The organism is Pseudomonas benzenivorans (genome assembly GCF_033547155.1).
GTDB lineage: Bacteria > Pseudomonadota > Gammaproteobacteria > Pseudomonadales > Pseudomonadaceae > Aquipseudomonas > Aquipseudomonas benzenivorans_B.
The window spans coordinates 584,810-597,371 of the sequence record NZ_CP137892.1 but is presented as its reverse complement, the minus strand read 5'-3'; the positions used below and the strand labels follow the sequence as shown (position 1 = coordinate 597,371).

The 12,562-nt window shown below is 67.6% G+C and carries 12 protein-coding genes; 7 read left to right on the top strand and 5 right to left on the bottom strand.

Annotated features, from left to right (window positions below):
• The first annotated feature begins 160 nt into the window (after positions 1-160).
• The 5 genes from dusB (at position 161) to SBP02_RS02765 (ending at position 7,536) form a co-directional block, all read left to right on the top strand.
• The gene (dusB, locus tag SBP02_RS02785; RefSeq protein WP_318644894.1) at positions 161-1,159 is read left to right on the top strand and encodes a tRNA dihydrouridine synthase DusB; all 999 of its coding nucleotides are present in this window, start codon (positions 161-163) and stop codon (positions 1,157-1,159) included.
• Complete coding sequence (gene fis / locus SBP02_RS02780) at positions 1,156-1,476, top strand: DNA-binding transcriptional regulator Fis (protein WP_318644893.1); 321 nt, start codon at positions 1,156-1,158, stop codon at positions 1,474-1,476. Before dusB ends, fis begins: the two co-directional genes overlap by 4 nt.
• A gap of 78 nt (positions 1,477-1,554) precedes the next feature.
• Complete coding sequence (gene purH, locus SBP02_RS02775) at positions 1,555-3,162, top strand: bifunctional phosphoribosylaminoimidazolecarboxamide formyltransferase/IMP cyclohydrolase (RefSeq protein ID WP_318644892.1); 1,608 nt, start codon at positions 1,555-1,557, stop codon at positions 3,160-3,162.
• A 211-nt stretch (positions 3,163-3,373) separates the two neighbouring features.
• Positions 3,374-4,663: a phosphoribosylamine--glycine ligase gene (purD, locus tag SBP02_RS02770; protein ID WP_318644891.1), complete on the top strand. Its 1,290-nt coding sequence runs from the start codon at positions 3,374-3,376 to the stop codon at positions 4,661-4,663.
• Positions 4,664-4,764: 101 nt separating this feature from the next.
• Positions 4,765-7,536, top strand: a complete 2,772-nt coding sequence (locus tag SBP02_RS02765) for a response regulator (protein WP_318644890.1) — start codon at positions 4,765-4,767, stop codon at positions 7,534-7,536.
• Between the two features lie 13 nt (positions 7,537-7,549).
• On the opposite strand, the gene SBP02_RS02760 is transcribed toward SBP02_RS02765, so the two are convergent.
• Together SBP02_RS02760 and SBP02_RS02755 are read right to left on the bottom strand one after the other, a co-directional pair.
• Entirely contained in the window at positions 7,550-8,641 is a 1,092-nt protein-coding gene (locus SBP02_RS02760) for a WD40/YVTN/BNR-like repeat-containing protein (protein WP_318644889.1), read from the bottom strand.
• 12 nt (positions 8,642-8,653) lie between these two features.
• Entirely contained in the window at positions 8,654-8,923 is a 270-nt protein-coding gene (locus SBP02_RS02755; RefSeq protein ID WP_318644888.1) for a MoaD/ThiS family protein, read from the bottom strand.
• A gap of 219 nt (positions 8,924-9,142) precedes the next feature.
• On the opposite strand from SBP02_RS02755, the gene SBP02_RS02750 reads away from it, so the two are divergent.
• Both SBP02_RS02750 and SBP02_RS02745 read left to right on the top strand, forming a co-directional pair.
• The gene (locus SBP02_RS02750) at positions 9,143-9,739 is read left to right on the top strand and encodes a MarC family protein (RefSeq protein WP_318644887.1); all 597 of its coding nucleotides are present in this window, start codon (positions 9,143-9,145) and stop codon (positions 9,737-9,739) included.
• Between the two features lie 196 nt (positions 9,740-9,935).
• Positions 9,936-10,469 carry a GNAT family N-acetyltransferase gene (locus tag SBP02_RS02745; RefSeq protein WP_318644886.1) on the top strand — a complete coding sequence of 178 codons (534 nt, stop codon included), beginning with the start codon at positions 9,936-9,938 and terminating at the stop codon, positions 10,467-10,469.
• A gap of 63 nt (positions 10,470-10,532) precedes the next feature.
• On the opposite strand, the gene SBP02_RS02740 is transcribed toward SBP02_RS02745, so the two are convergent.
• The 3 genes from SBP02_RS02740 to SBP02_RS02730 form a co-directional block, all read right to left on the bottom strand.
• Complete coding sequence (locus SBP02_RS02740) at positions 10,533-11,315, bottom strand: substrate-binding periplasmic protein (RefSeq protein WP_318646288.1); 783 nt, start codon at positions 11,313-11,315, stop codon at positions 10,533-10,535.
• Positions 11,316-11,455: 140 nt separating this feature from the next.
• Complete coding sequence (locus SBP02_RS02735; protein WP_318644885.1) at positions 11,456-12,199, bottom strand: transporter substrate-binding domain-containing protein; 744 nt, start codon at positions 12,197-12,199, stop codon at positions 11,456-11,458.
• A gap of 91 nt (positions 12,200-12,290) precedes the next feature.
• A complete protein-coding gene (locus tag SBP02_RS02730) occupies positions 12,291-12,557 on the bottom strand; it encodes a DksA/TraR family C4-type zinc finger protein (RefSeq protein ID WP_318644884.1) in 267 nt (88 codons plus the stop codon).
• Positions 12,558-12,562 lie beyond the last annotated feature (5 nt).

The window sequence follows — 12,562 nt, the reverse complement described above, 5'->3', positions numbered from 1 at the left end:
GGTTCCCGCCCTGTCAATCTAACCCTTGGCGATAAGGCCGCAGCTGTTCAGAATTTGTTCAAAACAGCCTTTATCCGGTCACCCAGAGCGGGTATTATTCCCAGCCTTTTCGCACTCTCCTATTGGTCTCAACAGCCCGTCTCTTGAGCAGGGAAGCCCTATGTCGGCGTTATGCATCGGCCCCTACAGACTGCCCAACCCGCTGATTCTCGCGCCCATGGCCGGAGTCACCGACCGGCCCTTCCGCCAGCTGTGCCGGCGCCTGGGGGCGGGTCTGGTCGTCTCGGAAATGGTCACCAGCGACGTGCGCCTGTGGAACAGCCGCAAATCCAGCCTGCGCCTGCCTCACGCCGGCGACCCGGAGCCGCGCTCGGTGCAGATCGCCGGCGGCGACCCGCAGATGCTCGCCGAGGCGGCCCGGCGTAATGTCGAGCTGGGGGCACAGATCATCGACATCAACATGGGCTGCCCGGCCAAGAAGGTCTGCAACAAGGCCGCCGGCTCCGCCCTGCTCAAGGATCAGGAGCTGGTACGCGAGATCCTCCATGCGGTGGTCGCCGCCGTGGACGTGCCGGTGACCCTGAAGATCCGCACCGGCTGGGACCGGCAGAACAAGAACGGCGTCGAGGTGGCGAAAATCGCCGAGCAGGCCGGTATCGCCGCCCTGGCCGTGCACGGTCGCACCCGCGCCGACCTCTACACCGGCGACGCCGAGTACGACACCATCGCCGCGATCAAGCAGGCGGTGTCGATACCGGTGTTCGCCAACGGCGACATCGACACCCCGGAGAAGGCCCAGGCCGTGCTTGCCGCCACCGGCGCCGACGCCCTGCTGATCGGCCGCGCGGCCCAGGGCCGGCCGTGGATCTTTCGTGAGATCGAGCATTACCTGCGCACCGGCAGCAAGCTGCCGGCGCCCAGCCTGCTCGAACTCGAACACATTCTGCTCGAGCATCTGGCCGCACTGCATGCCTTCTATGGCGAGGTGATGGGCGTACGCATCGCCCGCAAGCATGTCGGCTGGTATCTCGCAACCCTGCCGGGCGCCAGGGAGTTTCGCGCCCAATTCAACCGTCTGGACAGTACGGACGCGCAGTGCGCCGAGATTCGCCAGTTCTTCGGCGACCGGCAAAACGATGGAGAAGGGGTGGCCGCATGACGTTGATGACCGAGAATTTAGTGAGTGGAATTGCACCCGTGAGCGACAACAGCAGTTTGAAACAGCACCTGACCACGCCGAGCGAAGAGGGCCAGACCCTGCGCGGCAGCGTCGAAAAAGCGCTGCACAACTATTTCGCCCACCTCGAAGGTGCCGAGGTGACCGACGTCTACAACCTGGTGCTCACCGAAGTGGAAGCCCCCTTGCTGGAGACCGTGATGAACTACGTCAAGGGCAACCAGACCAAGGCCTCCGAGCTGCTCGGCCTGAACCGCGGCACCCTGCGCAAGAAACTCAAGCAGTACGACCTGCTCTAACCCAGCATCCTCCCCGAAAGGGCGGCCCCATCGAAAGCCGCCCTTTTTGCTGATTTCCCTGCTCCGATGGACTCTGAAATGACCGACCAGACCACCCGCCTCCCCGTTCGCCGCGCCCTGATCAGCGTCTCCGACAAGACCGGCATCCTCGACTTCGCCCGCGAGCTGTCCGCCCTCGGCGTGGAGATCCTCTCCACCGGCGGCACCTACAAGCTGCTCAAGGACAACGGCGTGGCCGCCGTGGAAGTGGCCGACTACACCGGTTTCCCGGAGATGATGGACGGCCGGGTCAAGACCCTGCATCCGAAGATCCACGGCGGCATCCTCGGCCGCCGCGCCGTCGACGGCGCGGTGATGGCGCAGCACGGCATCCAGCCGATCGACCTGGTGGCGGTCAACCTCTACCCCTTCGAGGCCACCGTGGCCAAGCCGGACTGCGACCTGGCCGACGCCATCGAGAACATCGACATCGGCGGCCCGACCATGGTCCGCAGCGCGGCGAAGAACCACAAGGACGTCGCCATCGTGGTCAACACCGGCGACTATGCCGCCATCCTCGAGGCCCTCAAGGCCGGCGGCCTGACCTACGCCCAGCGTTTCGACCTGGCGCTCAAGGCCTTCGAGCACACCGCCGCCTACGACGGCATGATCGCCAACTACCTGGGCACCATCGACCAGGCCGCCGAGACCCTGTCCACCGAGGCGCGCGGCGCCTTCCCGCGCACCTTCAACAGCCAGTTCATCAAGGCCCAGGAGATGCGCTACGGCGAGAACCCGCACCAGAGCGCGGCCTTCTACGTCGAGGCGAAGAAGGGCGAGGCCAGCGTCTCCACCGCCGTGCAGTTGCAGGGCAAGGAACTGTCGTTCAACAACGTGGCCGACACCGACGCCGCCCTGGAGTGCGTGAAGAGCTTCGTCAAGCCGGCCTGCGTGATCGTCAAGCACGCCAACCCCTGCGGCGTGGCCGTGGTGCCGGACGAGGACGGCGGCATCCGCCAGGCCTACGAGCTGGCCTACGCCACCGACAGCGAGTCGGCCTTCGGCGGCATCATCGCCTTCAACCGCGAGCTGGACGGCGCCACCGCCCAGGCCATCGTTGAGCGTCAGTTCGTCGAGGTGATCATCGCCCCGACGATCTCCCAGGCTGCCCGCGACGTGGTCGCCGCCAAGGCCAACGTGCGCCTGCTCGAGTGCGGCCAGTGGCCGGCCGAGCGCGCCGCCGGCTGGGACTTCAAGCGGGTCAACGGCGGCCTGCTGGTGCAGAGCCGCGACATCGGCATGATCGAAGCCTCCGACCTGAAGATCGTCACCCAGCGCGCCCCCAGCGAGCAGGAGATCCATGACCTGATCTTCGCCTGGAAGGTGGCCAAGTTCGTCAAGTCCAATGCCATCGTCTACGCCAAGAACCGCCAGACCGTGGGCGTCGGCGCCGGCCAGATGAGCCGCGTCAACTCCGCGCGCATCGCCGCGATCAAGGCCGAGCACGCCGGCCTGCCGGTGCCCGGCGCGGTCATGGCCTCCGATGCCTTCTTCCCCTTCCGCGACGGCATCGACAACGCGGCCAAGGCCGGCATCACCGCGGTGATCCAGCCCGGTGGCTCCATGCGCGACAACGAAGTGATCGCCGCCGCCGACGAGGCCGGCATCGCCATGGTCTTCACAGGAATGCGCCACTTCCGTCACTAATGTGTGGGGCCGCGCTGAAGCAGGCGTCTGCGTCGTTGCGGACGACTTCGCTAATGCTCATTGCCAGACGGCAACTGCGCTTATCGAAGCCATCCGCGCCTAGCATCCACCAGCTCCATCACGGCCCGATAGAACGGCAAGATTTCGTAGGGTGGACAGCCGAAGCTGTCCACCAACCGGGCCGCAGGCCCGCCTCCCCTAGGAGAGAGACATGAACGTACTGATCATCGGCAGCGGCGGTCGCGAACACGCCCTGGCCTGGAAAGTGGCGCAGGACCCGCGCGTCGAGAAGGTCTTCGTTGCCCCGGGCAACGCCGGCACCGCCCTCGAGGCCAAGTGCGAGAACGTCGCCATCGACGTGCTGGCCTTGGAGCAGCTGGCCGATTTCGCCGAGCAGAACGTGCAGCTGACCATAGTCGGCCCCGAGGCGCCGCTGGTGGCCGGGGTGGTCGACCTGTTCCGCACCCGCGGCCTGGACATCTTCGGCCCCAGCGCCGGCGCCGCCCAGCTGGAGGGTTCCAAGGCCTTCACCAAGGACTTCCTCGCCCGCCACGCCATCCCCACCGCGGCCTACCAGAACTTCACCGAGGTCGAACCGGCCCTGGCCTACCTGCGCGCCCAGGGTGCGCCCATCGTGATCAAGGCCGACGGCCTGGCCGCGGGCAAGGGCGTGATAGTGGCCATGGACCTGGCCGAGGCCGAAGCCGCGGTGCGCGACATGCTCGCCGGCAATGCCTTCGGCGAGGCCGGCTCGCGGGTGGTCATCGAGGAGTTCCTCGATGGTGAAGAAGCCTCCTTCATCGTCATGGTCGACGGCCAGAACGTGCTGCCGATGGCCACCAGCCAGGACCACAAGCGCGTCGGCGACGGCGACAGCGGCCCCAACACCGGCGGCATGGGCGCCTACTCGCCGGCCCCGGTGGTCACCCCGGCCGTGCATCAACGGGTGATGGACGAGGTGATCATGCCGACCGTGCGCGGCATGGCCGCCGAGGGCAACGTCTATACCGGCTTCCTCTATGCCGGCCTGATGATCGACAAGTCGGGCGCGCCCAAGGTCATCGAGTTCAACTGCCGTTTCGGCGACCCGGAGACCCAGCCGATCATGGTGCGCCTGGAGTCGAGCCTGGTACTGCTGGTCGAGGCGGCCCTGGCCAAGGCCCTGGACAAGGTCGAGGCGACCTGGGACCCGCGCCCCACCGTGGGCGTGGTGCTGGCCGCCGGCGGCTACCCGGGCGACTATGCCAAGGGCGAGGTCATCCGCGGGCTGGACGCCGCGGCCAAGCTCGACGGCAAGGTGTTCCATGCCGGCACCGCGCTCAAGGACGGCCAGATCGTCACCAGCGGCGGCCGGGTCCTGTGCGCCACTGCCATAGGCCCGAGCGTGGCCGAAGCCCAGCAGCAGGCCTATCGCCTGGCCGAGCAGATCAGCTGGCAGGGCTGCTTCTACCGCACGGACATCGGCTATCGGGCCATCGCCCGCGAGCGCGACGAGCCCTGAGGACAGCGGCAAGCGAGGGCGGCCACCGTGCCGCCCCGGTTTATTCCTCGCCAGCTCGGCTTGGCTATAATCCGTCCACTCATTACCGAAGGGAATTCACCGTGCGCCGGCTGAGGATTGCCACAGGATTGTTGATCGCCTTGCTGCTGACGGCACTCGGTGCCTTGCCAGTCCAGGCCTCGACGGGCTGGTCGGCGCTGCCCGACGACGGCGCGGCCCTGCAGCTGGACGACATCCGCACGCCCCTGCACAGCTCACGCTTCGCCCCGATCGAACTCGGCGAGCTCTATACCCCGGGCGACGGCGCCGCGCTGTGGCTGCACTACCGTTTGCCCGTCAGCCAGCAGGCCCAGATGCTGCGCATCTTCGCCCCCTATCTGGCCTACCTCGATCTCTATGTGCTGCAGGGCGACCGGCTGCTCGATCACACCCGCACCGGCAGCAGCCTGGCCTTCTCCAGCCGTCCACTGGCCAGTCGCGACTTCCTCCTGCCCCTGCCCCAGGCAGAGGCACCTCTGGATATCTACCTGCGCCTGGCCTCCGAGCACGCCCTGCGCCCGACCATCAGCCTGCAGAGCGCCGGCGCCATGGCCGCCGACGACAGCCGTCCGCTCCTGCTCGGCCTGTTGCTCGGCGGCCTGGTCATGCTGGTGCTCTACAACCTCGTGCGCTTCGCCTACGCGCGCACCGCCAGCAGCCTGTGGCTGGCGGCGACCCAGGCCTGCCTGCTGCTGACCGCCATCAGTGTGCTGGGCATCAGCACCCCCTGGCTGGGGGAGTGGCAGCCCCTGCAACCGCATATCGTCAACCTGTCGATGCTGGCCGCGATGCTGTGCGCCCTGGCCTTCACCGCCAGCTTCTTCCGTAAGGTCGGTGACAACGCCCTACTGACCCGTCTGCTGCTCGGCGAGATCGGCCTGATCGCCCTGACCGGCCTGACGCTGCTGGTCGCCAGCAACCTGCAGTTCAACCAGCTGGTCTATCTGCTGGGCGCCATCTGCGGCCTGAGCATACTGCTGGTGGCGCTGTACCACTGGCACCAGGGCTACCGGCCGGCACGCCTGTTCGGCGTGGCGCTGCTGCTGTATTGCGCGGCCTTCCTCGGCGCCCTGCCGGTCCTGTTCGGCTACTGGTCGGTACAGACCGACTGGCTGGCCTACGGCCTGTTGGCCATGTGCGTGGTCAGCGGCTTCCTCCTCAGCATGGCCCTGAGCGAGCGCCAACGGCGCATCGTCCAGGACCAGTTCAGCACCAGCCGCGCCCTGGCCGCCAGCTCCGCCGAACTGAAGGCCAAGGCCGAGTTCCTGGCGAAGATCAGCCACGAGATCCGCACGCCGATGAACGGGGTACTGGGCATGACCGAACTGCTGCTCGGTACCCCCCTGTCGGCCAAGCAGCGCGACTACGTGCAGACCATCCACAGCTCGGGCAACGAGCTGCTGACCCTGATCAACGAGATTCTCGACATCTCCAAGCTGGAGACCGGGCAGATCGAACTGGACGATGTGCAGTTCGATCTGAATGCGCTGATCGAGGACTGCCTGGACATCTTCCGCGCCAAGGCCGAACAGCAGCGCGTCGAGCTGATCAGCTTCATGCAGCCGCAGGTTCCGCGGGTGGTCAGCGGCGACCCCACGCGCCTGCGCCAGGTCTTGCTGAGCCTGCTGGACAATGCCTTCAAGCAGACCGTGGAGGGTGAGGTCCTGCTGGTGGTGGCCCTGGATACCGGCGACGCCAAGCCTCGCCTGCGTATCGCCGTGCAGGACAGCGGCCAGCCGCTGCAGGCCAGCGAGCGCGAAGCCCTGCTGCATGCCGAGCTGCACAGCAAGGACTTCCTCTCCGCCACCCGCCTCGGCGGCCGCCTGGGCCTGCTCATCGCCCGCCAGCTGGTGCACCTGATGGACGGCGAATTCGGCATCCAGAGCGGCGGCAACCAGGGCTCGACCCTGTGGCTGACCCTGCCGCTCGAGGCCGAGCGCCTCGAGCACCCCACCGCCGATCTGGACGGCCCGCTGCAGGGCGCCCGCCTGCTGGTGGTCGACGACAACGACACCTGCCGCAAGGTGCTGATCCAGCAATGCAGTGCCTGGGGCCTGAGCGTCAGCGCCGTGCCGTCCGGCAAGGAGGCCCTGGCCCTGCTGCGCACCAAGGCGCACATGCGCGAATACTTCGACGTGGTTTTGCTGGACCAGAACATGCCCGGCATGACCGGCATGCAACTGGCGGCGAAGATCAAGGAAGACCCGAGCCTCAACCACGACATCCTGATCATCATGCTCACCGGGATCAGCAACGCACCGAGCAAGATCGTGGCACGCAACGCCGGGATCAAGCGCATCCTGGCCAAACCTGTGGCCGGCTACACCCTGAAGGCGACCCTGGCCGACGAACTGACCCAGCGCGGCAGCGGCGCGCCGCTGTTCGTGCCGACTGCGGTGACCGCGCCGCTGAACGTGCCGAGCGACTTCCGCATCCTGGTCGCCGAGGACAACAGCATCTCCACCAAGGTGATCCGCGGCATGCTCGGCAAGCTCAACCTGCAGCCGGATACGGCCAGCAACGGCGAGGAAGCCCTCAATGCGATGAAGGCCCAGCATTACGACCTGGTCCTGATGGACTGCGAGATGCCGGTGCTCGACGGCTTCTCCGCCACCGAGCAGCTGCGCGCCTGGGAGGCGGCCGAACGGCGCGCCCACACCCCGGTGGTGGCTCTGACCGCGCATATCCTCAACGAACACAAGGAACGCGCGCGCCAGGCCGGCATGGACGGGCACATGTCCAAGCCGGTGGAGCTGTCGCAGCTACGCGACCTGCTCGAGCACTGGATCGCCGAGCGGGAAATGCGCCGCCAGGACGCCGCCCTACCCTACTGAAGCAAAGCGCGGGTCAGGCGAAACGCAGCGCGTAGATCGGCGCCAGGTGGCCGGCCAGCAGCTCCCAGCTGTCGCCCTGATCCGCCGAGAACCACAGGTGGCCGGTGGTCGAGCCCATCGCCAGGCACTGCCCGGCGGCGTCGACGGTCAGGCCGTGGCGGTAGACCAGGTCGAAGCACTGCGCCTGGGGCAACCCTGCACTCAGGCACTGGAAACTCCGGCCGCCATCGCGGGTGCGGGTCACCACCAGACGCTGGCCCACCGGCACCCGGCATTCATCCTTGACCGCCGGCACGAACCAGGCGGTGTCCGCCTCGCACGGGTGCACGGCCACGGCGAAGCCGAAGGTCGAGGGCTCGACTTCGCCTATTTCCTGCCAGTGCCGAGCACCGTCGCGGGACAGGAAGATGCCGTTGTGATGCTGTACCCAGAGGGTATCGGGCTGCGCCGGGCAGGCCTGCATGCGGTGCGGGTCCTGGACCTCCGGCATCTCGGCCTGTTCCGGCGGCATATAGGCCGCGCGCATGCCCTGGGTACGACAGGCCCAGCTGGCACCGTCATCCTCGCTGCACCAGACCCCGCCGCAGGACACCGCGACCTGCAGCCGCGCACTGTCGCGCGGGTCGACGCAGATCGAGTGGATACCCGGCTGGTCATAGCCGCCGCCGAACCAGCGGGCGCGCTCCGGACACTGCCACAGCGACTCGACCAGCTGCCAGGAGTCGCCGCGATCATCCGAGCGGAACAGCGCCCCGGGGATGGTGCCGGCCCACAACCGCTGCGGCTGGTCGTCGCCCCCGCTCTCCAGCGACCAGATCATCGCCACCGAGGGCCCCTGTCCATCGGCGCTGGCGGCGACGGCCGCCGCGGCGAAGGCCGGTACGGCTATCTCCGCCCAGTGCTTGCCGCCATCCGCCGAGCGCCACAGCTTGGGGCCGAAATGACCGAGGTGCAGCGCCGCATACCAGTAACCGTCGCGGCGGTCGGCCAGCATCATGCTCACCGGCTCGCCGAGGAAATCCGTACGATCCAGGCGCCATCCGGCGCCATCGCGGGCAAAGACCAGCAGGCCCTTGCGCGTAGCCACCTGCAGCCTATCCATCATCACCTCCCGATCTCAGCCACCGGACAGCGCCTGCACCACGTAGACCTCGCTGTCATTCCCGACCCGGTCGCTCAGGCCCCGGCGGTCGGCGACCTGCTCGCCATCGATGAAAACCGCCACATGCTGGCGCAGCCGGCCCTGGTCATCCAGCAGGTAGCTGCGCAGGCGCGGATTGCGCGCAAAGACCTCGGCCAGCACGGCAGCGACCGTGCTGCCGGGCACCTCGAGCGGCGCCGTATCCAGGTGACGCTGCAGGTTGACGGTGAAACTGATGCGCGCCATGTGCCGCCTCTGACATTCGCGGGTCGAGCAACAGGTATAGCCGATACTCCGGCCGGGCTCGGCCTCGACCGTCGAACGGTTGGCCGACGCGGCGCCTAAAGTTGTCCGTGCCACTGGAGATCGCCCCGCCAATCCGGGATCATTCTGCCCCGGCCGCCAGGCGGCACTGCCCAGGCGCCCCCTACATTCAGCCCATCTGCCCTGAGAGACGAGATCCCAATGGCGTCCGAGCTGTTCAGTCTGTACCTGAAGCTGCTGGTGCTCTACAGCCCCTTCTTCGTGTTGTCCTGCTTCATCGGCCTGAGCCGCGGCTACACCGGCAGGGAGCGCAAGCGCCTGGCCTGGAAGGTGGCCGGCGGCGTGGTGGTCGCCAGCGTGCTGCTGTACCTGTTCGGCAAGCACATCTTCAGCCTGTTCGGCATCACCATCGACGCCTTCCGCATCGGCGCCGGCAGCGTGCTGTTCATCTCGGCCCTGGGCATGGCCCAGGGCAAGTCGGCGGTGCAGAGCGACAACGTCCAGCAGGACGTCACCATAGTGCCGCTGACCATCCCCCTGACCGTCGGCCCCGGCACCATCGGTGCCCTGCTGCTGATGGGCGCCAGCCAGCCGCACTGGGACGACAAGCTGCTGGCGGTCGTGGCCATCGCCCTGGCCAGCCTCACGGTCGGCGTGGTGCTGTACCTGTCCAACCAGTTCGAACGCCTGCTCGGCGATCAGGGCCTGCAGATCGTCAGCCGCCTGATGGGCCTGTTCGTGTGCGCGCTGGCGGCGCAGATCATCTTCACCGGGGTGAAGAACTACCTGACGCTTTGATTCGCTGCCTGGCCGTCGACTGACAGACGCACCGGCGGGCAGGGCACCGACCACCACCCCAACCGCCCGCCCGGAACAAGGCCTGGCAGGGAGGCCACGAACGGCCACCGCCGCGCCAGACGCCACAACTGCAACGCCCCCTTGCCGACACCACCGGACTGCTGGCCATGCAGCAGTCCGGCCGCCAGAGGTAAACATGCCGCCTACCATTCGCGATGCCAGAGCCGACGACCTGCCCGCCATCCTGGCCATCTACAACGATGCCGTATGCCACACCACGGCGATCTGGAACGACAGCCCGGTCGACCTGGCCAACCGCCAGGCCTGGTTCGACGCTCGCGCGCAGCAGGGCTACCCGGTCCTGGTGGCCGTGGACAGTGACGATGGCGTGCTCGGCTATGCCGCCTTCGGCGACTGGCGGCCGTTCGAGGGCTTTCGCCACAGTGTCGAGCATTCGGTCTATGTGCGCAGCGAACAGCGCGGCCAGGGCCTGGGGCCGGCGCTGCTGCGGGAGCTGATCGAGCGCGCCCGGGCCTGCGGCAAGCACGTGATGGTCGCGGCCATCGAGAGCGGCAATGGCGCCTCGATCCGCCTGCATGAGCGCCTGGGCTTCATCACCACCGGACAGATGCCCCAGGTGGGCTGCAAGTTCGGCCGCTGGCTCGACCTGACCTTCATGCAACTGATCCTCGACCCCGGCACGGAGCCGCCAGCCGCCGACACGCGGTGATCCCCGGATCGCCGAGTCAGCGCCGCAAACCGGGCCACGGCGTGGGCCACGGGGCTGCGGCCGCTAAGGCGCGACCTCCAGCAAGCGCGGCGGAACGCTCGGGCTGGCGAACCAACGCCTGTAGGACATGGCGAAGCCGCCATCGCGCTTGAGCCCGTCGAGGGCCGCCTGCCAACGCCGGACCACCGCGGGGTCCGTCTGCGGGGATAACGCCAGATAGGACTCATGACGCAGAAAGACGAACTGCGCCTCGACCTCATCCGGGCTCATGCCCACCATGCTGAGCAGGCCCGGCAAGGCGATATCGCTGGCCGCCAACACATCGGCGCGCCCCTGGCGGAACATCTGCATCATCGTCTCGGCCGACGTCACCGTGTAGAGGTTGTCGAAGCCCTGCCCTTGCAGGTACTCGTAGCTGTACCACTGCCGGGGCAAGACCAGCCGCTGCGCGCGGGCGGCCTCCAGGCTGGTGATGCGCAGGGCGGAGCCCTTGCGGACATAGAAGCGCGTGAGGGTCTGGGTCAACGGCCCGACCCACTGGAAGGCCGCCTCACGAACCGGGATGCGCGCCGTGGTAAAGACACCGGCATTCGCCTCGCTCTGCGCCTTGGCATAGCCACGGGTCCAGGGCCCCAACTCGATTCGCACCGGGTCGCCGGTACGCACCGACAGGGTCCGGATGATTTCCGTGGAAAAGCCGGTGAGCTGGTCATCCCGACTGAAATTGAGCGGTGGATTCTCCTCGGTGTAGAGCGTCAGCTCCTGCCCATGGCCCGGCAGGCTGCCGAGCAGCGCCAAGCCCGCCGCGAACAGCACGCGCCTCAGCCCTATCCACGCCCCCCGCATCCCGAACACAAACTGCACTCCTCTGTTCGCCCTCACCGGCCTCGCCGGACGAAGGCGGACGCCGCAGGCCGTCTGCCTGCCAGTGGTAAAATATCGGCAAGCCGCACCACTCCGCCGTCGCAACACTTCGCCCGCCCCCGTCACTGCCCGCCTCCCTGTGCCGACAAGGCCGCGATGGCCCGGTTGAGGCGCCCCATCACCTGGGTCGACACATCCTTGCTGCACAGGATATAGCGCTCGAGCCCCGGCGGCATGTCGTGAAAGTGATATTCGGCGAGCCCGCTCAGGCCATCGTCCCGCCTGCGTAGATACTGCCAGTCGGCCTGATCGGCCAGCATATAGTCCACGCGCCCGGCCGCCACCATCTGCATCAGACCGGCCGGCGGCAGGGTGACGCGCACGACCCGATTGGCGCTGCCCGCGATCAACGCGTCCAACTCGGGCCCGTAGGACACCCCATCCACCACGCCGAGGCTGATGTCCGGATCGCCCAGCAGGGACGCGAAGCTGGCATGCGCCCGGATCGCCGGGAGCGTCTCGGCGCGGGCCAGCAGCGTGTGCGGCGGGTCGACATGGAAAGGCAGGCTGAACTGGGCGAGCCGCTCCCGCTCCGGCAAGCGGTACCAGCCTATCGAGCAGAAACCTTGCTTGCCCCGCTGGAAGTCCCGCCAGATCCTCTTGGATGGCCGTTCGACGAAGACCGCCGGCACCTCGGCCGCGGCAAAGAGACGCCGGGCACGCTGCAACAGAAAACCCTGAGCACGGCCATTCTCCCAATAGTGGTAAGGCGCCTTGTCGCGCCAGGCCACCCTAATGGGCTCGGCGGCCAGCGCCTGTCCGGCGGCTAGCCAGCAGAGCAGCGCAACCACCAGGCGAGTGCCCATCCCTGTCGCTCCTCGATACTGCGGTACTATTCACTCCAACAGGCAGGGCGTGGCGGGTGCTAGCCCCAGGAGCTCTTCCACCAGCTCAGGTTCAGCGCAGCTGGCTGTCCTTGCTGCCGCGACGGTTATAGCCAGCGCCGGCCTGTCGTTGCTTGTCCTGCTCGGACTGACAGGCCACGCATAGACGCACCCCGGGGATGGCCTGGCGCCGCGCCTCGGGAATGCTCCCGTCACACTCCTCGCAACGGCTCAGGCTTTCGCCCCTGGGCAGCTGACTGCGGGCGCGGGCGATGGCGTCCTCGATGCTGCTGTCGATCTGTTCCTGCACCGCCCCGTCACTTGCCCAGCCACCGGCCATAGCCA

Bases quoted from the DNA above. Each gene is read 5' to 3' on its own strand.
- dusB (WP_318644894.1), top strand. From the start codon at position 161: ATGTCGGCGTTATGCATCGGCCCCTACAGACTGCCCAACCCGCTGATT.
- fis (WP_318644893.1), top strand. From the start codon at position 1,156: ATGACGTTGATGACCGAGAATTTAGTGAGTGGAATTGCACCCGTGAGC.
- purH (WP_318644892.1), top strand. From the start codon at position 1,555: ATGACCGACCAGACCACCCGCCTCCCCGTTCGCCGCGCCCTGATCAGC.
- purD (WP_318644891.1), top strand. From the start codon at position 3,374: ATGAACGTACTGATCATCGGCAGCGGCGGTCGCGAACACGCCCTGGCC.
- SBP02_RS02760 (WP_318644889.1), bottom strand. From the start codon at position 8,641: ATGATGGATAGGCTGCAGGTGGCTACGCGCAAGGGCCTGCTGGTCTTT.
- SBP02_RS02755 (WP_318644888.1), bottom strand. From the start codon at position 8,923: ATGGCGCGCATCAGTTTCACCGTCAACCTGCAGCGTCACCTGGATACG.
- SBP02_RS02750 (WP_318644887.1), top strand. From the start codon at position 9,143: ATGGCGTCCGAGCTGTTCAGTCTGTACCTGAAGCTGCTGGTGCTCTAC.
- SBP02_RS02745 (WP_318644886.1), top strand. From the start codon at position 9,936: ATGCCGCCTACCATTCGCGATGCCAGAGCCGACGACCTGCCCGCCATC.
- SBP02_RS02740 (WP_318646288.1), bottom strand. From the start codon at position 11,315: ATGCGGGGGGCGTGGATAGGGCTGAGGCGCGTGCTGTTCGCGGCGGGC.
- SBP02_RS02735 (WP_318644885.1), bottom strand. From the start codon at position 12,199: ATGGGCACTCGCCTGGTGGTTGCGCTGCTCTGCTGGCTAGCCGCCGGA.
- SBP02_RS02730 (WP_318644884.1), bottom strand. From the start codon at position 12,557: ATGGCCGGTGGCTGGGCAAGTGACGGGGCGGTGCAGGAACAGATCGAC.